Source organism: Streptosporangium brasiliense (assembly GCF_030811595.1).
GTDB lineage: Bacteria > Actinomycetota > Actinomycetes > Streptosporangiales > Streptosporangiaceae > Streptosporangium > Streptosporangium brasiliense.
Genome location: NZ_JAUSRB010000002.1, coordinates 580803 through 602957, shown reverse-complemented (window position 1 = coordinate 602957; position 22155 = coordinate 580803). Strand labels below are relative to the sequence as shown.

Here is a 22155-nt window from a genome sequence, read left to right as displayed (position 1 = left end):
GACAGAGCGTCGGCACCGGTCACGAGCGCCGCCGCCCGGACGCGGAGGGGGGTCCGGCGGCACGCAGGCGCCTTGTGGCGGTGCCGGTGACCGGGGGACCGGGCGGGTCACCGACCGCTCGGTCCCTCGTTTATCCCCGATGTCCCCCTGGTTTGGAGCCAGACTCTAAACTATGACCAGGGGGCCGGCGCCTTTCCCCGCTTATGAGAGCGCCGTGGTAGGAGGGTTGCAGATGGCCAGGTTCACCGAGCCAGGACTCACGTTCGACGACGTGCTCCTGGTGCCCGCTTATTCGGATCTGCAGCCGGGGGAGGCGGATACCAGCACGCGGCTGTCTCGCGGGATCACCCTGCGCATCCCGCTGGTGTCGGCGGCGATGGACACCGTCACCGAGGCCCGCATGGCGGTGGCGATGGCCCGCCAGGGCGGCATCGGCATCCTGCACCGCAACCTCTCCATCGAGGACCAGGCCCAGCAGGCCGATCTCGTCAAGCGCTCCGAGGCCGGGATGGTCACCAACCCGGTCACCTGCTCGCCGGACGACACCCTCGCCGACGTCGAGCGCCTGTGCGCCACCTACCGGATCTCCGGTGTCCCGGTGACCGACCCGACCGGTGTGCTCGTCGGCATCGTCACCAACCGCGACATGCGCTTCGAGACCGACCAGCGCCGTCCCGTGCGCGAGGTCATGACCCCGATGCCGCTGGTCACCGCGCCGGTCGGGGTGTCCAGGGACGGCGCGTTCGAGCTGCTCAGAAAGAACAAGATCGAGAAGCTCCCGCTGGTCGACGCCGACGGGCGGCTCCGCGGGCTCATCACCGTCAAGGACTTCACCAAGAGCGAGCAGTACCCCCTCGCCACCAAGGACGCCGATGGCCGGCTCGTCGTGGGGGCGGCCATCGGCGTCGGGGGCGACGCCGAGAAGCGGGCGATGGCGCTGGTCGAGGCCGGCGTCGACGTGATCATCGTGGACGTCGCCCACGGCCACTCCAAGGGGCTCGCCGACATGATCTCCACGATCAAGGCCAACAGCCGGGTCGAGGTGATCGGCGGCAACATCGCCACGCGCGCGGGCGCCCAGATGCTGATCGACGCGGGGGCGGACGCGATCAAGGTCGGCGTCGGCCCGGGCTCCATCTGCACCACCCGCGTGGTCGCCGGCGTCGGCGCCCCGCAGGTGACGGCCATCCACGAGGCCTCGCTGGCCGCCGGCCCGGCCGGGGTGCCGGTGATCGGCGACGGCGGCCTCCAATACTCCGGCGACATCGTCAAGGCCATCGCCGCCGGCGCCGACGCGGTGATGCTGGGCTCGCTCCTCGCGGGATGCGAGGAGTCGCCGGGTGAGCTGATCTTCATCAACGGCAAGCAGTTCAAGTCCTACCGGGGGATGGGCTCGCTCGGCGCGGTCCGCAACCGCGAGCGCGGTGGCGCCTCCTTCAGCAAGGACCGCTACGCCCAGGCCGACGTCGGCGGCGAGGACAAGTTCATCCCCGAGGGCATCGAGGGCCAGGTCCCCTACCGCGGTCCGGTCGCGGCGGTCGCCCACCAGCTCGTCGGCGGTCTGCGCCAGGGCATGTGGTACGCCGGGTGCCGCACGGTCGAGGAGATGCACACCCGGTGCGAGCTGATGCCGATCACCGCCGCGGGCCTGAAGGAGAGCCACCCGCACGACATCCAGATGACGGTCGAGGCTCCGAACTACCACCGTCGGTAGAGTCCTGTCGCGGACGCCGAGGACGGACGTCGAGGTGCCCGCGCCAGGTCCGGCGAGCAGGCGGGCCACAACGGCCCTGTACGGCTTGCGCCGCTCGGCGTGAGCCGTACACGCATGGAATGGGAAAGACAGACATATGACTCAGGTGGAGATCGGACGCGGCAAGAACGGCCGTCGCGCCTACGCGCTCGACGAGATCGGCATCGTCCCGTCCCGTCGTACCCGCGACCCGGAGGAGGTCTCGATCGCCTGGCAGATCGACGCCTACCGGTTCGAGCTGCCCGTCGTGGTGAGCCCGATGGACAGTGTGGTCTCGCCCAAGACCGCGATCGAGGTCGGCAGGCTCGGCGGTCTCGCGGTGCTCGACCTCGAAGGTCTCTGGACCCGCTACGAGGACCCGACGCCGTTGCTGGCGGAGGTGGCCGAGCTCAAGGGTGAGGCCGCGACCAGGCGGCTCCAGGACATCTACGACGCGCCGATCAAGGACGAGCTGATCGGCCGCCGCATCGAGGAGATCCGCGCGGCCGGGGTGACCACCGCCGTCCGCCTGTCCCCGCAGCGCACCGTCCAGCACCACAAGGCCGTCATCGACGCGGGCGTCGACATCTTCGTGATCCGCGGCACCACGGTCTCCGCCGAGCACGTCTCCAGCCGGGCCGAGCCGCTGAACCTCAAGCAGTTCATCTACGAGCTCGACGTCCCGGTGATCGTCGGTGGCTGCGCCACCTACACCGCGGCGCTGCACCTGATGCGGACCGGCGCGGCCGGCGTGCTCGTCGGCTTCGGCGGCGGCGCCTCGCACACCACCCGTACGGTGCTGGGCGTGGTGGTGCCGATGGCGACCGCGATCTCCGACGTGGCCGCGGCCCGCCGCGACTACATGGACGAGTCCGGCGGCCGCTACGTCCACGTCATCGCCGACGGCGGCATGGGCACCTCCGGCGACATCGCCAAGGCGATCGCCTGCGGCGCCGACGCGGTCATGGTCGGCTCGCCGCTGGCCAGGGCGGTCGAGGCCCCCGGCCACGGCTTCCACTGGGGCTCGGAGGCGCAGCACCCCGAGCTGCCCCGGGGCAAGCGGGTCGAGTTCGGCACGGTCGGCACGCTGGAGCAGATCCTGCACGGCCCGTCCTCGGTGGCCGACGGCTCGATGAACCTGATGGGCGCGCTCAAGCGCACGATGGCCACCGCCGGATACTCCGACCTGAAGGAGTTCCAGCGGGTCGAGGTCGTCGTCGCCCCGCACACCAGCTGACGCGGTCGACGTCCCACCCGGACGCCCGGCCCGCCGGGCCGGGCGTCCGCCGTTCTCACGGCCCGTCCCCTGTGCCGCGGCGCGCAGGCGGCGTGCGCGGGCGCGTAGACGGCGTGCGCGGGTGCATGGACGGCGTGCGGACGGCGTGCGCGGGCGGGTACGGGATCGCGAAAGTGACGTATGGGGGAAAATCTGTGAACATGCCCATGTGTCGGATGATCGCGAGCTCCGGGTCGCTCTCAGCGAGGGCCCGTTCCACGTCGCGCTCCGGGCCGCGGTGGAGGCGCGCGGCCTGACCCTGGACCGGCTCCGCCAGCGCCTGGAAGAGCGCGGCCTGCGGGTCGGGATGACGAGCCTGAGCTACTGGCAGCAGGGCCTGCGCCGCCCCGAGCGGCCCGAGTCGCTGCGCGCCGTACGCGCCCTGGAGGAGATCCTCATCCTGCCGCCGCGCTCGCTGATGGGCCTGCTCGGCCCGCCCCGGCCGCGGGGCCGGGGCCAGAGCGCCGGGCCCGCGGCAGGGGCGGGCCCCTACCCCTCGGCCGTGGGCCCCGCGCGCGCCCTGTCGACCCTGCTGCACGAGCTGGACGGGGTGGCCGACGACCGCAGGCTGCACATCGCCGGCATGTACGAGTCGCTGCAGATCGGGGCGGACCGCAGCACCACGCGGCGCGAGACGCTCCAGGTGGTGCAGGCGCACGAGGACGCCGCCGACCGCTACATCATGGTCTACCGGGGCGACATCGGGTGCGACGTGGAGCGGGTGCGGATCCGGGCCCTGGAGGACTGCCGGGTCGGCCGGGTCCGCCGCGACGGGCCGACCGCCCTGGTGGTGGCCGAGCTGCTGTTCGACCGGGCGCTCCGGACCGGCGACACCCAGGTGATGCGCTACGAGCTCGCCGATCCGAGCGGCGTGGAGGCCACCGAGTACGAGAGGGGTTTCCGCTTCCCGGCGGGCCAGTACGTGCTCCGGGTGAGCTTCGCCCCCGAGGCCCTGCCGGTCAGCGTGCGCCGCTTCGCCCGCCACGAGTCCGCGGCGGGCGAGCACGACCAGGGCGAGCTCGCCCTCAACGCCCACCACGCGGTCCACCTGGTGACCGGCTCGCTCCAGCCCGGCCTGGTCGGCATCCGCTGGAAATGGTCGTGATCAGCCGGTCAGGACCCCGAGGAGGCGGGTGACCTCGGTGGCGACGGCCGCCCGGCCCGCCGCGACGTACTTGCGGGAGTCCACGACCTTCTCGTCGGCGGCCAGGTGGTCGCGGATCGCGCGGGTGAAGGTCTTGTTGAGGTGCGTGGCAATGTTGATCTTCTTCATGCCGTGCCGTACGGCGGCGCGCAGGGTCTCGTCCGGCACGCCCGAGGAGCCGTGGAGCACCAGCGGGACCGGGACCGCGGCGCGCAGGGCGGCGATCAGCTCCAGGTCGAGGACGGCGTCCCTGGTCGTCATGGCGTGGGAGCTGCCCACGGCCACGGCCAGCGCGTCCACGCCCGTCCTGGCCACGTAGTCCACGGCCTCGTGCGGCTTGGTCCGCGCCCCCGGCGCGTGCACGCCGTCCTTGCCGCCGACCTCGCCGAGCTCGGCCTCCACCCACACGCCCCGCCGGTGGCACAGGGCGGCGACCTCGGCCGTGAGTGCCACGTTCTCCTCGTCGGGCAGTGCCGAGGCGTCGAACATCACCGAACCCAGGCCCAGCTCCACGGCCTCCTCGACGAGCGCTCGGTCGGTGGCGTGGTCGAGGTGCACGGCCACCGGCACCGCCGAGGCCCTGGCCACCGCGAGCGACGCGGCGGCGATCGGGGCGAGGGCACCGTGGAAGCGGACGCAGTTCTCGCTGATCTGCAGCACGACGGGCACCCCGGCGGCCTCCGCCCCGCTGACGATCGCCTCGGCGTGCTCCAGCTGGATGACGTTGAACGCGCCGACGCCGGCCGGAGCGTCGCGGACGATGTCGCCGATACCGACAACAGGCATGTTGACCCTTTCGTATACGGGATGAGCGGTGTGATGCGGAGCGCCGGACGCCCTACGGGCGGGCCGGCTCCACCCGTATCTCCGGGTGGATCCTCCGGAACGTCTCCGGGTCGAAGTCGCCGGCGACCGGGGAGGCCACCGCGGCCGCGCCCAGGGCGGCCGCGCGGCGCAGCCGCTCGGGCCAGGGCATGCCCTCCACCAGGCCCAGCGCCAGCCCCGCGACGAGCGCGTCACCGGCCCCCGTCGGGTTCCCCTCCACCCGGTACGGCATGGCGGCCCGCCAGGCGCCCTCGGGGGTCACGGCCAGCAGCCCGCCGGCGCCGAGGGAGACCACGACCGCCTCCGCCCCGTCCCGCCGCAGCATCTCGGCCCCGGCGAAGTCCCCGCCGGAATCCCCACCGGAGTCCCCGCCGGAGTTCCCAGCGGGAGCTCGGAGGTTGTCGCGGGCCAGGGCGCGGGCGAGCTCCTCGGAGTTGGGTTTGACGATCGAGGGGCGGCCGGCGGGGGCGTGCCTGAGCGGCTCGCCGTCGGCGTCCACGATCGCCGGGACGCCCCGCTCGCGGGCCCGGGCCGCGAGCTCGGCGTAGAAGGCGGCGGGCACCCCGCGGGGGAGGCTGCCGGAGATCACGACCGCCCCGGCCCGCCCGAGCAGCGTGTCGTAGTCGCGCAGGAAGCGGCTCAGCTCCTCGTCGGTCACGACCGGTCCGGGCTCGTTGAACAGCGCCGTGCGCCGCGCGGTCCGCTCCGCGCCGGGGGCGGGAGCCGGGCCGGACGGGGCGCCGCCGAGGTCGGAGACGGCCAGGGTGGCGCGTGACTCGGCGGCGATCGGGGTGAGGGCGGCGGGCAGGCCCGCCGCCGCGAGGTCGGCTCCGACGGCGTCACCGGTCGGGCCGCCCGCCAGGCCGGTGACGAGCACGTCCCTGCCCAGGGCGGCCAGCACCCTGGCCACGTTGACCCCCTTGCCGCCCGCTCTCCGGTGCACGGTCCGCACCCGGTTGACGCCGTCCCAGTCGACGCTGTCGGCCACGTAGGTGACGTCGAGGGCCAGGTTCAGTGTGACGGTCAGGACCGTGCCGTGCGGGGCGGGCGAGGAGGTCATGAGGGTTCTGTGATCCAGTTTCCGTGCTTCATGACACCGGCGACCTCCAGGTCGCCGGTGAGCACCACCAGGTCGGCCTGCTTGCCGACGGAGACGGAGCCCAGGCGGTCGGCGAGGCCGAGCACCCGGGCGGGGGTGAGCGAGGCGATCTCGGCCGCCTCCGGCAGCGACAGCCCGACCTCCTGGACGCTGCGCCGGAAGGCGACGTCCATGGTCAGGGTGCTGCCCGCGATGGAGCCGCCCTCGGCCAGCCGGGCGACGCCGTCCACGACGTCGACCTTCATCGGGCCGAGCCCGTAGACGCCGTCGCCCATGCCCGCCGCCGCCATGGCGTCGGTGATCAGCGCGGTCCGGCCGGGGCCCGCGACCTCGTAGGCCAGGCGCATCATCGCCGGGTGCACGTGCACGCCGTCGTTGATCAGCTCGATCGTGACGCGCTCGTCCTCCAGCAGCGCGGCGATCGGGCCGGGGGTGCGGTGGTGCAGCGGCGGCATCGCGTTGTAGAGGTGGGTGGCGACGCTGCCGCCCGCGTCGATGCCCGCGATGGTCTGCTCGTAGGTGGCGTCGCTGTGCCCGAGCGCGGCGATCACGTTGTTCGCGACGGCCTCCCGGATGGTGTCGAGGGCGCCGGGCAGCTCGGTGGCGATGGTGAGCATCCGCACGTGGCCGCGGCCGGCCTTGAGCAGCTCGGCGAACTCCTGCGGGGACGGCTCGCGCAGCAGCGCCGGGTTGTGCGCGCCGCAGCGGGCCTTGGAGATGTAGGGGCCCTCGAAGTGGATCCCGGCCAGCAGGCCGTCCTCGCACAGGTCGGCCAGGGCGGCGGTCGCCCTGGCCAGATCGTCCGGGGCCGCGGTGACCAGGCTGGCCATGAGCGTGGTGGTGCCGTGCCGGGCGTGCAGCGCGGCGACCCGGCTCGCCTCGTCCGGATCGCCGGTGGGGAAGGAGCCGCCAGCCCCGCCGTGGTTGTGGATGTCGACGAAACCCGGCACGACGTATCGGCCCGCGAGGCTGTGGCCCGGCCCGGGGGCGGAGCCCTGGCCCACGTGGGTGATGCGGCCGTCTTCGATGGTGAGCCAGCCTCCGTGGACACCTTCGGGGGTCACGATACGGGCGTCGGCGAGTGTGATGCTCATGGCACTATCCTCTCCGGTCCTGGGGAGGACCGGTCATCAGGAGGAGAGGATCACTGACCTGGTGAGGTGGAGCGGCTCGTCGGGGTCGAGTCCCTGGGCGTGCGCCCGGGCCACGGCCACCCGCTGGACCTTGATGAGCTCGGCCATCGGGTCGAGGGCGCTCTCCAGGAAGGACCCGCCGGTGGCCTCGACCTCACCGCGCAGGCCCTCGGGGGCCTCGCCGAGCATCCAGGTGACCCGGTTGGGCCCGGCGATGCTGATCGGGCCGTGCCGGTATTCCATCGCCGGGTAGGACTCGGTCCACGCCCGGCAGGCCTCGCGCATCTTCAGTCCGGCCTCCACCGCCAGGCCGTAGGCCCAGCCGCGGCCCAGGAAGGTGAACTGCTCGGCGGCGAGCAGCTCGGCCGGGAGCGGGTCGGCGACCGCGCGCTCGGCGTCGGCGATCGCGCCGCTCAGGTCCTCACCGAGGTGGGCGCGGAGCAGGGCGAGCTGGGTGGTGGCGAAGCGGGTCTGCACGACCGACTTCTCGTCGGCGAAGTCGAGCACCACGACCTGGTCGGCGAGCGTCATGACCGGGGTCGCCGGGTCGGCGGTGATCGCGCTGGTCCTCGTGCCGGCACCGCGGAGCAGCTCCAGCACCTCGGTGGTGGTGCCCGACCGGGTCAGCGCGAGCACCCGGTCGTAGGAACGGCCGGCCGGGAACTCGGAGGCGGCGAACGCGTCGGTCTCGCCGTGCCCGGCGCGCTCGCGCAGGACGGCGTACGCCTGGGCGATGAACCAGGAGGTGCCGCAGCCGACGACGGCGACGCGCTCGCCGCGCTGGGGGAGCGCGTCGGCGGACACCTCGCTGACGGCGCGGCGCCAGCAGTCCGGCTGTGACGCGATCTCGGCTTCGGTGTGCGTGGTCACGGCGTGCCTCCCCGAATTTGCTTTGTTGTGAGTGATTTATAGCAGAAATGAGCACAATTGTGCAGAGGTAGGTTTTGATCCCTCGCTGTGTCACCCTGTTCATCGTGAGCCGATATGAGCGCTGGAACGCCATCCTCGAACTGCTCTCGCAGGAGGGGCGCCTGTCGGTGGAGCAGGCGGCCGAGGCGCTCGTCGTCTCAACCGCCACGATCCGGCGTGACTTCGACCAGCTCGCCCAGCAGCAGATGCTCATGCGCACGCGCGGTGGCGCCGTCGCCCAGAGCGTGAGCTACGACCTGCCGCTGCGCTACAAGACGGCGCGGCACGCGGGGGAGAAGCAGCGGATCGCCGAGGCGGCGGCGGGGCTGGTGGTGCCGGGGGCGATCATCGGCATGAACGGCGGCACGACCACCTCGGAGGTGGCGCGGGCGCTGGCCATCCGGGCCGACCCGGAGATCGGTTTCACCATCGTCACCAACGCGCTGAACATCGCCGCCGAGCTGACCGTGCGCCAGCACGTCAAGATCGTGCTGACCGGCGGCGTGGCCAGGCCGCAGTCCTACGAGCTGATCGGCCCGCTGGCGTCGGGGGTGCTGGAGCAGGTCACGCTCGACATCGCGTTCCTGGGGGTGGACGGGATCGACGCCGAGGAGGGCGCGTCGGCCCACCACGAGGGTGAGGCGAGCGTCAACAACCTGCTGATCAGCAGGGCCACCCAGGTCGTGGTGGTCGCCGACACCTCCAAGATCGGTCTGCGTGCCTTCGCCCGCATCTGCCCGCTCGGCGCCATCGGCACGCTGGTCACCGGCGAGGGCCTCTCGGACGAGGCCGCGGCCCGCTTCACCGACGCGGGCGTCAAGGTGATCCGTGCCTGAGCCCGCCCGGTGAAGGGCACCACCGGGCGGCCGGTCCGCCCGTCCCGGGGTTCACCGGACCGTCCGGTGGCACGTCACGCCCGCACCGTGATCGATCCCGGGCGGTCGGTCCCCGGCGCCGGACCACGGCCCCCTGAGGGCTCGGCGCCGTCGGCGATCAGCGCTTCCGGGAGGATCTCCCGATGTCCACCGGGTTGTGGCGTGAATCTGGCCCGCTGTTCCCTACCGGTCAGTAGTGATGCCTAGGGTGGATGGGTAGAGACCTGACGCAAGGTGACAATCCGTACATCAGGGGGATGCAGCATGACGGCGCGAATGGGCACGGCACGGCTCGGTCCCGCCGAGCGGACCGCGGCACTGACGCAGATGGGCGCTCAGGAACTCGACGTGGTGGTGATCGGCGGCGGCGTCGTCGGCGCCGGGGTCGCGCTGGACGCGGCGACCCGCGGACTGAGCGTCGGGCTGCTGGAAGCGCGGGACTTCTCCTCGGGCACCTCGTCCCGATCGTCCAAGCTGATCCACGGTGGCCTGCGCTACCTGGAGCAGCTCAACTTCGACCTGGTCAGGGAGGCGCTGCAGGAGCGTGCCCTGCTGCTGCAGCGGATCGCCCCCCACCTGGTGCGGCCGGTGCCCTTCCTGTTCCCGCTCACGCACATCGGCTGGGAGCGGCCGTACGTCGGGGCCGGCCTGGCGCTGTACGACATGCTGGGCTTCTCCTTCGGCTTCACCCGGGGCGTCCCCGGACACCGTCACCTGTCGCGCCGCAGGGCGCTCCGGCTCGCCCCCTCGCTGCGGCGGACCGCCTTCTCCGGCGCGGTGCAGTACTGGGACGCCCAGGTGGACGACGCCCGCTACGTGATGACCATGCTCCGGACCGCCGCCTCCTACGGGGCGCACGTCGCCTCGCGCGCCCAGGTGGTGGGCTTCCTGCGGGAGGGCGAGCGGGTCACCGGGGTCCGGGTGCGCGACCTGGAGGGCGGGACCGACATGGACGTGCGGGCCCGGCAGGTGGTCAACGCCACGGGCGTGTGGACCGACGACATCCAGGAGCTGGTCGGCGGCCGGGGGCAGATCCACGTCCGCGCGTCCAAGGGCATCCACCTGGTCGTCCCGCGCGACCGCATCCACTCCCTCACCGGGATCATCCTGCGCACCGAGAAGTCGGTGCTGTTCGTGATCCCCTGGGGCCGTCACTGGATCATCGGGACCACCGACACCCGCTGGGACCTGGACCGGGCCCACCCGGCCGCCTCCCGCTCGGACATCGACTACGTCCTGGAGCACGTGAACGAGGTGCTCTCGGTGCCGCTCACCCGCGACGACGTCGAGGGCGTCTACGCCGGGCTGCGCCCGCTGCTGACGGGGGAGTCGGAGGAGACCTCCCAGCTCTCCCGCGAGCACATGGTGGCCCACCCGGTGCCCGGCCTGGTCATGGTGGCCGGCGGGAAGTACACGACCTACCGGGTCATGGCGCGGGACGCGGTGGACGCGGTGGCGCACGGGCTGGACCAGCGGGTCCCGCCGTCGTGCACCGACCGGATCCCGCTGGCCGGGGCGGAGGGATACCAGGCGCTGTGGAACTCCCGCTACCGGCTGGCCCAGTCGTCCGGGCTGCACGTGGCGCGGATCGAGCACCTGCTGCAGCGCTACGGGTCGATGATCGACGAGATTCTCACGCTGATCGAGCAGGATCCGTCGCTGGCCCTCCCGCTGACCGGGGCGGACGACTACCTGCGGGCGGAGATCGTCTACGCGGCCACCCACGAGGGCGCCCGCCACCTGAACGACGTGCTGGCCCGGCGCACGCGCATCTCGATCGAGACCTTCCACCGGGGGCTGGGCGTGGTCGAGGAGGCGGCGCAGCTGCTCGCCGGGCCGCTGGGCTGGGACGACGAGCAGGTCAAGCGTGAAGTGGAGTACTACACCAAGCGGGTCGAGGCCGAGCGGCTCTCCCAGGAGCAGGACACCGACCAAGAGGCCGACGCGATCCGCCTCGGCGCCCCCGACGTCGTCCCGGTCGCCAAGCCCGTCGCCGACCACAGCAACAACGGCAGATGAGCGCGGCCCCCGCCGCGGAGGCGGGGGCCGCGCGAGGCCGTTCCCGGGCGGGACAGGGCCGTTCCCCGTGCGGGGCCGGGCCGTTCCCGGGCGGGCCGGCCCCGGGCAGGACCGGGCTGTTCCCGGACAGGACCGGCTGTTCCCGTGCGGGACAGGGCCGGGCCCTGTCCCGCGGGTCTTCGGGCGCTACTCGAAGGGGATCCAGGCCTGGTCGGCGAGGCCGTTCAGGTCGTTGACCTTCAGCCCCAGGTCGGAGACCGTCCAGAGGCTGTCGCCGATGACGATCGAGCGGCGGATGCCCGGTTCGTAGGCGGCCACGCGGGCGTCGCCGGCCGCCTTGGGCCGGGGGTGGACGATGGTGCCGACCTTGGTGACGGCCGAGTCGTCGATCTTCAGGACGAGCGCGGCGCCGTTGGTCTGCTCGGTGCCGTTCCAGGTGTTCAGCGGCAGGACCGCCGTGCCCGTCCTGGCCCAGTAGAGGAAGGCGTGCGGGTCCCACTCGGCCTCGGAGCCGGAGTCCTTCTGGAACATCTGCGACAGGCGGCGCGGGGCGGCCGGGTCGCTGACGTCGAACAGCGAGACCTGGGTGCCGAGCGTGCGGCCCTTCTCGCTCGCCTCCTGCCCGAGGCCGATCAGCCGCCCGTCGCCGGCCGGGTGCAGGTAGGCGGAGTAGCCAGTGATCTTCAGCTCGCCCGTCTTCCGCGGTGCCGCCGGGTCACGCAGGTCGAGGGTGTAGAGCGGGTCCACCTGCTTGAACGTCACCACATAGCCGACCGGGCCGATGAACCGGACGGAGTAGATCCGCTCGCCGTCCCCCAGGCCGCCGACCTCGCCGACCTTGGCCAGGGTGTCGGCCTTGAGCACGTAGACGGCGCTGGAGCTGTTCTGGCCGGAGGTCGAGGTGGTGGCGACCCGCAGGTACCCCTCATGCTCGGACAGGGAGTACTGGTTGAGCAGCCGGCCGGGCACCTTGCCCGAGGCGACGTAGCGGGGCGCGCCCGGCGCGCTGATGTCGAACCGGTGGACCTCGGTCTCCTCCGGCGGCTCGGCCGGCGTCGTCGCGGTCACGGTGGGGTCGGCCGGCGCCGGGGTGGCGGTGGCCGTGGGGTCGGCCGGGCCGGCGGTGGGGTCGGCCGGGGTGGGCGAGGCCGGGGTGGCGGGGGCGGACGTGGCCGGAGTGGGGTCGGCCGGGGCCGCGGAGGAGTCAGCCGGGGAGGGGGAGACGGTCACCGTCGGCTCCGTCGGCACCGGCTCGACCTGCGGGGCCTGCTCGGTGGCCGGGGCCGTCGGCGCGTCGTCGACCACCGGCGGCTCGATCGGCCGGGGCCACCACCAGCTCGGGTTGCTGGTCACGTACAGGCTGGAGTCGGTGCCGTAGACCGTGTCGCCGTCGGCCGCCACGCTGACCGGGGAGGTCTCCGCGAGCCCCTGGGACAGGTCGAAGCTGTGCACGGTCAGCATCGACGTGCCGCTGTAGTCCGCGGGGTGGCTGACCTGCTCGCACTTGACCGAGCCGGTGGAGGTCGCGCCCTTGGCGTCCGCCGTCTCGAACGTCGGCAGCCACGCCTCGATCGGCGCCTTCTTGATGATGTCCGCGTTCCGGCGGGTCCGCTCGTTCTCCGAGACGTCGGGGCCGTGGTCCGGGAAGTCGATCCGGGGCTGGCTGCGGACCACGATCCGCACCGTCGAGCCGACCAGCCTGGCGTCCACGTGGGAGCCGTCCGGCGTGAACGAGCCCATCACCTCCGGTTTGCCGGACAGGTCGACGAGGACGTAACGCGGTCCCGGGCTCGCCGGCCGCTTGGCCATCGCGCCGAACGGGATGATCCCGCCGCCGGAGAACAGCACCAGCGCCCGGTCCCCGCTGACCAGCAGGTCGGCCGGGGCCCACGCCTGCTCGGCGTCCACCAGCTTGAGCGTGCCGGTGACCTTCCTGGTCGCGGCGTCCACCACCCGCAGCACGCCGCGGTTGACGGTGATCACCCGGTTGCCGTCGGTCTTCACCAGGTCCGGCTCGTCGACCCCGGCCTCGTGCACGTTCGTGGTCGAGTGCTCGGGCGCGGGGACCTTGGCCCGGGCCGTGGCGACATCCGAGCGGCTCTCCATGTACATGATCTGCGGGCCGGCCAGGCCCCACGGCCCGACCCGCTTGGCCGCCGCCGTCCGCAGCCCGGCCAGCATGTCGTCGCAGCCGCTGTAGGAGACCAGCTTGATGTCGCCCAGGTCGACCGGTGTCGTACGGCCCGCGCCGCGTTCCGTCTCTGTCGGGCTGCACGCCGTGGCGAGCAGGGCGGCGGCCAGGGCGACGGCGCCCGCCGTACGGATCGATGTCCTCATGCCCCCTACGACGGATCGACATCATGTCCGGTTCAACCCGTTACCGACCGGTAGCCACAGATGGGCACCCCAGAATATTCTTCGAGCATGGCTGTCACTCTCGGAGCTACCCGGACACTCGACCCAAGCATGATCGAACGCGTCGTCCGGCAGGTGACCTCCAGCGGGAAGACGCAGACGATCACCGCGCCGTTCACCGGCGAGCCCCTCGCCGAACTGCCCGTCTCCACCGCCGAGGACGTCCGCGCCGCCCATGCCAGGGCCCGCGAGGCTCGCGAGGCGTGGGCCGCGCTGCCCGTGCAGGAGCGGATCAAGCCCTTCCTCCGCCTGCACGACGCCATCCTCGACCGGCGCGAGGAGATCCTCGACGTGGTCCAGTGGGAGACCGGCAAGGCCCGCAGGCACGCCTTCGAGGAGGTCCTCGACGTGGCGGGCTGCACGCTCTACTACGTGCGGCGGGCGCCCGGCCTGCTCGCGCCCAGGCGCCGCGCCGGCATCTTCCCCGTCGCGACCAAGACGGTCGAGGTGCGCCAGCCCAAGGGGACCGTGGCGCTGATCTCCCCGTGGAACTACCCGCTCTCGCTCGGCGTCACCGACGTCGTCCCGGCCCTGCTCGCGGGTAACGCCGTGGTCCACAAGCCCGACACCCAGACCGCGCTGTCCACGCTGTGGACGATCGACCTGCTGGTCTCCCTCGGGATGCCCCGGGAGATCTGGCAGGTCGTGCTCGGCGAACCCGCCGAGATCGGCGACGCGCTGATCGACGGCGCCGACTACGTCGCGTTCACCGGCTCGACCCGGGGCGGCCGGAAGATCGCTGAAGCGGCGGCCAGGCGGCTGATCGGCTGCTCCCTGGAGCTCGGCGGCAAGAACCCCATGGTCGTCCTCGACGACGCCGACCTCGACATGGCCGCGCAGGGCGCGCTGCGCGCCTGCTTCACCAACGCCGGGCAGCTGTGCATCTCGATCGAGCGGCTCTACGTGCACGAGGCCGTGCACGACGCGTTCGTGGAGAAGTTCGTCCGCCAGGCCCGCAACATGAAGCTCGGCGCGGGGCTCGACTGGAGCGTGCAGATGGGCTCGCTCACCTCCCAGCGCCAGCTCGACGCGGTCGGCGCCCACGTCGACGACGCCGTCGCGAAGGGAGCCGAGGTCCTCGCCGGGGGCAGGGCCCGCCCCGACGTGGGCCCGCTGTTCTACGAGCCGACGATCCTGGGCAGCGTGGACGAGAGCATGAACCTGTGTCGCGAGGAGACCTTCGGCCCGGTCGTCTCGGTCTACCGGTTCTCGGGTGAGGACGAGGTGGTCGAGAAGGCCAACGACACCGCCTACGGCCTCAACGCCTCCGTCTGGACCCGCGACCTGTCCCGCGGCCGCGCGCTGGCCTCCCGGATCAAGGCCGGGACCGTCAACATCAACGAGGGGTACGGCTCGGCCTACGCCTCCTACGACGCTCCCATGGGCGGGATGAAGTCCTCCGGTCTGGGCCGCCGCCACGGGGCCGAGGGCCTGCTGAAATACACCGAGGTGCAGACCATCTCCAGCCAGGCGTCCTGGATGGGCTTCGAGCCGATCCTCGGCATGACCTACGACAAATACGCCGACACCCTGTCGGGTCTGCTCAAGACCATGAAGAAGTTCCACCTGAAGTGAGGCCCGCGTGGCCGGTGACGGCCGCGCCCCCACCGCTGGTCGCCGGTGACGGCCGTGCCCCCCGCCGGCGGTCGCCGGTGTGGCCGTCACGCCGGTCCGCCGGTGATCGTCACATCTGTCCGCCGGTGGCCGTCATGCGGGTCACGGGGATCGGGGGAGCGGTGAGGGGAGGCGGGCGCCCCACCGCGGTCCGGTACCGCCCGAAGGGAGTCCGCGGATGTTCGACTACGACGTGCTGGTGATCGGCTCGGGGTTCGGCGGGAGCGTCTCGGCGCTGCGGCTGACGGAGAAGGGCTACAAGGTGGCCGTGCTGGAGGCCGGCCGGCGCTTCGACGAGAGCACGCTGCCCCGGACCTCCTGGCGGGTCCGCGACTTCCTGTGGGCGCCGGGGCTCGGCCTGAAGGGCATCCAGCGCATCCACGTGCTGCGCGGCCAGAAGGGCACCGGCGTCATGGTCCTGGCGGGCGCGGGGGTCGGCGGCGGCTCGCTGGTCTACGCCAACACCCTCTACGAGCCCCTCGACCCCTTCTTCCAGGACGCCCAGTGGTCGGGCATCACCGACTGGAAGGCCGAGCTCGGCCCCTACTACGACCAGGCCAAGCGCATGCTGGGCGTGGTGCTCAACCCGACCGTCACCCGCGCCGACGAGGTGATGCGGAAGGTCGCCGACCGGATGGGCGTGGGCGACACCTTCCACCTGGCCCCCGTCGGCGTTTTCTTCGGCGAGCCGGGCGTCGAGGTCGACGACCCCTACTTCGGCGGCGCCGGGCCGCGCCGCCGGGGCTGCACCGAGTGCGGCGAGTGCATGACCGGCTGCCGCCACGGCGCCAAGAACATGCTCGTCAAGAACTACCTCTACCTGGCCGAGAAGGCCGGGGCCAAGGTCCACCCGGAGACCACGGTCACCTCGGTCCGCCCGGTGGAGGGGGGCTACCGGGTCGAGGTGAGCAAGACGGGGGCGCCCTGGCGCCGCCGTACCCTCACGGCGGAGCAGGTGATCTTCGCGGCCGGCACGTACGGCACGCAGCGCCTGCTGCACCGCCTCAAGGCCGAGCGGGTCCTGCCCCGGCTGTCCGACCGGCTCGGCGCTCTGACCAGGACGAACTCCGAGGCGCTGCTCGGGTTCGAGCGATTGTCGATCGAGGGGGAGAAGCTCAACCGCGGCGTGGCGATCACCTCCTCCATCCATCCCGACGCCCACACCCACATCGAGCCCGTCCGCTACGGCGACGGCTCCAACGCGATGGGCATGCTCCGCTCCCTCCTGATCGACGGCGGCGGCGCCCCCCGCTGGCTCAAGTTCCTCGGGGAGGCCGCGCGCCGGCCCCGTCTGGTGCCGAGGCTGTTCGACCACCGCAGGTGGTCGGAGCGCGCGCTCATCGCCCTCGTCATGCAGGCGAAGGACAACTCGATCACCCTGTCGGCACGGAAGGGGGCGTTCGGCTGGAGGCTCCGCTCCAGGAGAGGCCACGGCGACCCCAACCCCACCTGGCTCCCGGCCGGTCACCGGTTCGTCCGGCACGCCGCCGAGGAGATCGGCGGCATGCCGGGCGGCTCCTGGCTCGACCTGTTCGACATCCCCGCCACCGCGCACTTCCTGGGCGGCTGCGCCATCGGCGCCGACCGCGACAGCGGGGTGATCGACGCCTACCACCGCGTCCACGGCCACGAGGGGCTGCACGTCGTCGACGGCTCCGCCGTCTCCGCCAACCCCGGCGTCAACCCCTCCCTGACGATCACCGCCCAGGCCGAGCGCGCCATGGCGCTCTGGCCCAACAGGGGAGAGGCCGACACCCGTCCCGCCCCGGGCTCCCCCTACGTCCGGCTGTCGCCTGTCGCGCCCAGGCACCCGGCCGTCCCCGCCGCCGCTCCCGGCGCGCTCCGCCTGCCCATCGTGGACATCACCTAGCCCGCCGGCCGGGACCGCTCAGCCGACGGGGCGCTGGAGAGGCTGGTGCTCGGTCCTGAAGATGAGCGTCGTCTCCAGGTGCACGATCTCGGGGCGGATCAGGAAGCGGTCCAGGACGAGCCGGTGCAGGTGGTCGGCGTCGGGGACGGCGACGTGGACCAGGAAGTCCTGCGGGCCGGCCACGTGGAAGAGGGCGACGGTCTCGGGCAGGCCGAGCACGAAGGCCCGGAGCGGGTCGACGAGCTGGCTGGTGTGCGGGCGGACCCGCAGGGCGAGCATGGCCTGGAGCGGGCGGCCCAGGGCTGTCGGCTCCGTCTCGGCGCGGAAGGCGGTGATCACCCCGCGCCGGCGCAGGGCGCGCACGCGCTCCAGGGCGGTGGAGGGGGCGACGCCGACGCGCTCGGCGAGGTCCTTGTTGGGCAGGCGCGCATCCTTCTGCAGCTCGGTCAGGATCGCGCGGTCGATCGAATCCAGTGCGGTGTTCATCGAGTTTTCTGCTCCAGAATTCGGCATAGCTGGCGATTTGCCGTAGATTCGATCAGTATCTCGCATGTGATGTGGAACGTTGAAGAGTTCATGCGCGCCGCGACTGTGACCGTCGACGGGCTGGCCACCTACGTGGACGAGAGCCAGCGGGGCCTGCCGCCCGTCCTGCGCCGCCGGCCGCCGCGGGAGCTGGCCGAGCGGCTCGGGCTCGCGCGGTGGATCCGCGAGGGCGGGATGACGCCGGACAGCTACGCGGACTTCCTCGCGGCCTACCTGGACGAGGGGACCCGGCTGCACCACCCCGCCTACCTCGGCCACCAGGTCGCCGCCCCCGACTTCCCGGCCGCGCTCGCCGACTTCGTCCACGGCGCCGCCAACAACCCGATGGCGATCTACGAGATGGGCGCCTCGGCGGCGACCGTCGAGTTCGGGGTCCTGCGCTGGATGCTGGACAAGGTGGGCTTCGGGGAGACGGGTGGCGGGGTGCTCACCCACGGCGGGTCGCTGGCCAACCTCACCGCGCTGCTGGCCGCGCGCGCGGCGGCCGCGCCGGAGGCGTGGACCGAGGGGGTCCCCGCCGACCTCGCCCTGCTCGCGCCGGCATCGTCGCACTACTCGCTCACCCGCGCCGCCGCGATCCTCGGCCTGGGGGAGCGGGCTGTCATGCCGCTGGACGTGGACGAGCTGGGCAGAATCGACGTCGCCCGCCTGCCCGAGGCCCTGGAGCGGGTACGGCGGGCGGGACGGCGGCCGATGGCCCTGGTGGCCAACGCCTGCTCGACGGGGACCGGGCTCTACGACGACCTGCGCGGCGTCGGCGAGTTCTGCGCCGCCAGCGGCGTCTGGTTCCACGTGGACGGCGCCCACGGGGCGTCGGCGCTGCTGGTCGAGGAGCACCGGCACCTGCTCGACGGGATCGAGCTCGCCGACTCCCTGATCTGGGACGCCCACAAGATGCTGCGCACCTCCAGCCTGGCGGCGGCGGTCCTGACCAAGAGAGAGGGCGACCTGGACGCCGCCTTCCAGCAGCGGGCGAGTTACCTGTTCTACGGCGACCAGGGCTTCGACCTGATCGGCAGGACCGTGGAGTGCAGCAAGGCCGAGCTGGGGCTGAAGATCTTCCTCAACCTGGCCTGGCGGGGCGAGCGGGGCCTGGGCGACTACGTCGCGCGGCAGTACGCGACGGCGCACCGTTTCTGGGAGCTGGCCCAGGAGCGGCCCGGCTTCGAGTGCCCCTACGAGCCGGAGAGCAACATCGTCTGTTTCCGGTACGGCACCGCCGACCAGGCGGTGATCCGCGAGGACCTGATGGCGGACGGCGCCTTCCACCTCACCTCGACCGAGGTCGGCGGAGTACGCCACCTCCGGATCACCGTGATGGCCCCCGCCACGGACGACAAGACGCTGGAGCAGCTGCTCGACCTGATCGGCGAGCGGGGCGGTCCGCGCGCCGACCGTCCGTACCCGCCGCGGGATGTCCTGGGATAGCGTCGCGTCCATGACCGAACTCGACAGCCGCCTGCGCGCGGTGTGTGATCTGGCCGTCGCCGACGTCCGCGAGACGGCCGGCCGGCACGAGTACGACGGCCGGATCCAGGATCTCTCGCCCGAGGGCGTGCGCACGGGGCTGGCCGCGCTCGGCGCGGGGGAGGCGCCCGCCGACCCCTACGACACGGCGCACCTGCAGATCTTCGAGGAGGCCGCCCGGGTCCGGTTCGGCGAGCTGGAGCTGCACCGCCGCAGCCCGCTCGACCACCTGAACAACCTCGACCTCGCCGCCTACGACCGCGACTACGCCCCCGAGGCCGAGCGGACCGCCGCCAAGCACGCCCACCTCGCCCGCTGGCCGGAGGCCGTGGAGCACGCCGTCGCCTCGCTCGACCGCCTCAGCGCGCCGGTCGCGACCGCGCTGCTGGGGGCCGTGCGAGGGCTGGCGGCCGGGGTGCCGGCCGACGCGGAGGAGTCCGTGCGCGAGGCGGCGCTCAAGGCGCACACCCGCCTGGTGGAGCACGTCGAGGAGGCCGCGCGCTCCGGCGACCCGGACGCCTCTCTCGGCGCGGAGGGCCTGTCCCTGCTGATGGGCGCGGGCGACGGCCTCCAGGTGGACCTGGGCGCGCTCGCCGCGCGGGCCGACGCCGAACGCGACCGCCTCATGGCGCGGCTCACCGAGGCGTGCGCCGAGCTGGGCTCCGGCGGCCGGCCGCCGCTGGAGGTCGCGCGTGAGCTGGTCAGGCAGCACCCCGGCATCGACGGCGTGATCGACGCGGCCAGGGCCGGCACCGAGCGGGCGATCGCCTTCACCCGCGAGAAGGACCTGGTGCCCTACAACGACGGCGAGTGCCTGGTCGGCCTCGCGCCGGAGTCGCGCCGGTGGGCCATGGCGATGATGAGCTGGTCGGCGCCCGGCGAGCCCGACGGCCCGTCCTGGTATCACATCACCCCGCCCGACCCCTCCTGGCCGGAGCGCGAGATCGAGGAGTGGCTGGAGGTCTTCAGCGAGACCACCCTGCCGGCGATCAACGTGCACGAGGTCGCCCCGGGCCACTTCTCCCACGGCCGGGCGCTGCGGCACGCACCCTCCGAGGTGCGGCGGACGCTGATGTCGATGGCCTTCGCCGAGGGATGGGCGCACTACGCCGAGGAGCTCTGCGTCGAGGAGGGCTACGCGCCCGGCGACCCGCGCTTCGAGATCGGCGTGTGGCTGGAGGCGCTGATCCGGGTGACCCGCCTGGCCTGCGCCGTCGGCGTGCACACCGGCGCGATGACCGTCGAGGAGGGCGCCCGCCGCTTCGAGGCCGACACCCACCTCGCCGGCCCCGCGGCGCTGTCGGAGGCGGCGCGGGCCACCTTCGACCCGACCTACGGCCGCTACACCTGGGGCAAGCTGGAGATCCTCGACCTGCGCGAGCGGGCCAGGGCCGAGTGGGGCGCCGGGTTCACCCTCAAGCGCTTCCACACGGCCATGCTCGGCCTCGGCTCCCCTCCGCTGGGCCTGCTCGGCCACGCGCTCCGCGGCTAGCCGTGCTCACCGGTCCGGGCGCCGCGGGGGCTCCCCCGCGGCGCCCACCGGCCCCGGGCGGCGGGACGGAGCGGGTCTTTGCCCGCGTTTTCCACCTACGCGTAACCGTGCTGACAAGCGCCGATAGACTGGACACACCGCTGTGTTTCCTTTGGGGGTCTTGGTGTCTGAGTTCGACACGGTCCTGGTCGTCGACTTCGGTGCGCAGTACGCGCAGCTCATCGCGCGACGAGTGCGTGAATGCCACGTCTACTCCGAGATCGTCCCTTCGACGATGCCGGTGGAGGAGATGATGGCCAAGAAGCCCAAGGCCATCATCCTGTCCGGTGGTCCCTCGTCCGTATACGCCGAAGGCGCCCCCGCCGCGCCCGCCGGCCTGTTCGAGACCGGGGTGCCGACCTTCGGGATCTGTTACGGCTTCCAGGCCATGGCCCAGGCCCTCGGCGGCCAGGTGGCCCGGACGGGCGTCGCGGAATACGGCGGGACCCAGCTGGACGTGGTCCAGGAGGGCGTCCTGTTCGCGGGGCTGCCCGTCAAGCAGTCGGTCTGGATGTCCCACGGCGACAGCGTCGCCGCCGCCCCCGAGGACTTCCTCGTCACCGCCGCGACCGCCGAGACGCCGGTCGCCGCCTTCGAGCACCCCGGCAAGGGCCTGTACGGCGTGCAGTTCCACCCCGAGGTCCTCCACTCCGAGCACGGCCAGGCCGTGCTGAAGCACTTCCTCGACGCGGCGGGCTGCCGCCCGTCCTGGACGATGCTCAACATCGTCGAGGACGCCGTCGAGGCGGTCCGCGCCCAGATCGGCCCGGAGGGCCGCGCCATCTGCGCGCTGTCCGGCGGGGTGGACTCCGCGGTCGCGGCGGCCATGGTGCAGCGCGCCATCGGCGACCGTCTGACCTGCGTGTTCGTCGACCACGGGCTGCTGCGCAAGGGTGAGGCCGAGCAGGTCGAGCGGGACTTCGTGGCCGTCACCGGCGTCAAGCTCCGCGTGGTGGACGCCCAGGAGCGCTTCCTCAAGGCGCTCGACGGGGTCACCGACCCGGAGGAGAAGCGCAAGATCATCGGTCGCGAGTTCATCCGGGTCTTCGAGGACGAGCAGCGCGCCATCATCGCCGACGGCCCGGTCGACTTCCTCGTGCAGGGCACCCTCTACCCCGACGTGGTCGAGTCCGGCGGCGGCACCGGCACCGCCAACATCAAGTCGCACCACAACGTCGGCGGCCTCCCCGACGACCTGCAGTTCTCGCTGGTGGAGCCGTTGCGCGCGCTGTTCAAGGACGAGGTCCGCCGGGCGGGCGAGGAGCTCGGCCTGCCCGCCGCGATGGTCTGGCGCCAGCCGTTCCCCGGTCCGGGCCTGGGCATCCGCATCGTCGGCGCGGTCACCCGCGACCGCCTGGAGATCCTCCGCGAGGCCGACGCCATCGCCCGTGAGGAGCTCTCCCGCGCCGGTCTCGACCGCGACATCTGGCAGTGCCCGGTCGTCCTGCTCGCCGATGTCCGCTCGGTGGGCGTCCAGGGCGACGGCCGCACCTACGGCCACCCGATCGTCCTGCGCCCGGTCTCCAGCGAGGACGCCATGACCGCCGACTGGTCCCGTGTCCCCTACGACGTGCTCGCCCGCATCTCCACCCGGATCACCAACGAGGTCCGCGAGGTCAACCGTGTGGTGCTCGACGTGACGAGCAAGCCGCCGGGCACCATCGAGTGGGAGTAGGACATACGGCGCGGCCCCCGGAGAT

Annotated in this window: 16 protein-coding genes; 10 read left to right on the top strand and 6 right to left on the bottom strand. The window is 72.7% G+C overall.

Translation table 11 applies throughout. The annotated features are described in order from the left end of the window. Window positions 1-232 precede the first annotated feature (232 nt). The 3 genes from guaB to J2S55_RS11115 all read left to right on the top strand — a co-directional run bounded on the left by guaB (window position 233) and on the right by J2S55_RS11115 (window position 4113). Window positions 233-1714, top strand: coding sequence for an IMP dehydrogenase (guaB, locus tag J2S55_RS11125; RefSeq protein WP_306859499.1), 1482 nt, complete (start codon window positions 233-235; stop codon window positions 1712-1714). 136 nt (window positions 1715-1850) lie between these two features. Further along, entirely contained in the window at window positions 1851-2969 is a 1119-nt protein-coding gene (locus J2S55_RS11120; protein ID WP_306859497.1) for a GuaB3 family IMP dehydrogenase-related protein, read from the top strand. A 208-nt stretch (window positions 2970-3177) separates the two neighbouring features. Continuing rightward, window positions 3178-4113 carry a hypothetical protein gene (locus J2S55_RS11115; RefSeq protein ID WP_306859495.1) on the top strand — a complete coding sequence of 312 codons (936 nt, stop codon included), beginning with the start codon at window positions 3178-3180 and terminating at the stop codon, window positions 4111-4113. On the opposite strand, the gene J2S55_RS11110 is transcribed toward J2S55_RS11115, so the two are convergent. From J2S55_RS11110 to J2S55_RS11095, 4 genes are read right to left on the bottom strand one after another with little or no spacing between them, the layout of a single operon-like run. Further along, the gene (locus tag J2S55_RS11110; RefSeq protein WP_306859493.1) at window positions 4114-4938 is read right to left on the bottom strand and encodes a class II fructose-bisphosphate aldolase; all 825 of its coding nucleotides are present in this window, start codon (window positions 4936-4938) and stop codon (window positions 4114-4116) included. It lies immediately after the preceding gene. 52 nt (window positions 4939-4990) lie between these two features. Further along, window positions 4991-6037 carry a 1-phosphofructokinase family hexose kinase gene (locus J2S55_RS11105; protein WP_306859491.1) on the bottom strand — a complete coding sequence of 349 codons (1047 nt, stop codon included), beginning with the start codon at window positions 6035-6037 and terminating at the stop codon, window positions 4991-4993. Continuing rightward, on the bottom strand, window positions 6034-7170 hold the full coding sequence (nagA, locus tag J2S55_RS11100; protein ID WP_306859488.1) for an N-acetylglucosamine-6-phosphate deacetylase: 1137 nt from the start codon (window positions 7168-7170) through the stop codon (window positions 6034-6036). Before nagA ends, J2S55_RS11105 begins: the two co-directional genes overlap by 4 nt. Window positions 7171-7206: 36 nt before the next feature. After that, window positions 7207-8079 carry an SIS domain-containing protein gene (locus J2S55_RS11095; RefSeq protein WP_306859486.1) on the bottom strand — a complete coding sequence of 291 codons (873 nt, stop codon included), beginning with the start codon at window positions 8077-8079 and terminating at the stop codon, window positions 7207-7209. A 104-nt stretch (window positions 8080-8183) separates the two neighbouring features. On the opposite strand from J2S55_RS11095, the gene J2S55_RS11090 reads away from it, so the two are divergent. Then, window positions 8184-8954: a DeoR/GlpR family DNA-binding transcription regulator gene (locus tag J2S55_RS11090; RefSeq protein ID WP_306859484.1), complete on the top strand. Its 771-nt coding sequence runs from the start codon at window positions 8184-8186 to the stop codon at window positions 8952-8954. A gap of 303 nt (window positions 8955-9257) precedes the next feature. Beyond that, on the top strand, window positions 9258-11012 hold the full coding sequence (locus tag J2S55_RS11085; protein ID WP_306859482.1) for a glycerol-3-phosphate dehydrogenase/oxidase: 1755 nt from the start codon (window positions 9258-9260) through the stop codon (window positions 11010-11012). 186 nt (window positions 11013-11198) lie between these two features. On the opposite strand, the gene J2S55_RS11080 is transcribed toward J2S55_RS11085, so the two are convergent. Further along, on the bottom strand, window positions 11199-13349 hold the full coding sequence (locus J2S55_RS11080; protein WP_306859480.1) for a beta-propeller domain-containing protein: 2151 nt from the start codon (window positions 13347-13349) through the stop codon (window positions 11199-11201). Between the two features lie 87 nt (window positions 13350-13436). On the opposite strand from J2S55_RS11080, the gene J2S55_RS11075 reads away from it, so the two are divergent. Beyond that, a complete protein-coding gene (locus tag J2S55_RS11075; protein WP_306859478.1) occupies window positions 13437-15002 on the top strand; it encodes a succinic semialdehyde dehydrogenase in 1566 nt (521 codons plus the stop codon). Between the two features lie 217 nt (window positions 15003-15219). Further along, window positions 15220-16911, top strand: coding sequence for a GMC oxidoreductase (locus tag J2S55_RS11070; protein ID WP_306859476.1), 1692 nt, complete (start codon window positions 15220-15222; stop codon window positions 16909-16911). 18 nt (window positions 16912-16929) lie between these two features. Here the strand turns inward: J2S55_RS11070 and J2S55_RS11065 are convergent, their stop codons facing one another. Next, the gene (locus J2S55_RS11065; RefSeq protein WP_306859474.1) at window positions 16930-17397 is read right to left on the bottom strand and encodes an Lrp/AsnC family transcriptional regulator; all 468 of its coding nucleotides are present in this window, start codon (window positions 17395-17397) and stop codon (window positions 16930-16932) included. A 69-nt stretch (window positions 17398-17466) separates the two neighbouring features. Between J2S55_RS11065 and J2S55_RS11060 the strand changes: the two genes are divergently transcribed. From J2S55_RS11060 to guaA, 3 genes are all read left to right on the top strand, one after another. Beyond that, window positions 17467-18885 carry a pyridoxal phosphate-dependent decarboxylase family protein gene (locus tag J2S55_RS11060; RefSeq protein ID WP_306859472.1) on the top strand — a complete coding sequence of 473 codons (1419 nt, stop codon included), beginning with the start codon at window positions 17467-17469 and terminating at the stop codon, window positions 18883-18885. Between the two features lie 10 nt (window positions 18886-18895). Beyond that, complete coding sequence (locus tag J2S55_RS11055; protein ID WP_306859470.1) at window positions 18896-20416, top strand: DUF885 family protein; 1521 nt, start codon at window positions 18896-18898, stop codon at window positions 20414-20416. A gap of 142 nt (window positions 20417-20558) precedes the next feature. Continuing rightward, window positions 20559-22130, top strand: coding sequence for a glutamine-hydrolyzing GMP synthase (guaA, locus tag J2S55_RS11050; RefSeq protein WP_370879618.1), 1572 nt, complete (start codon window positions 20559-20561; stop codon window positions 22128-22130). Window positions 22131-22155: the final 25 nt, after the last annotated feature.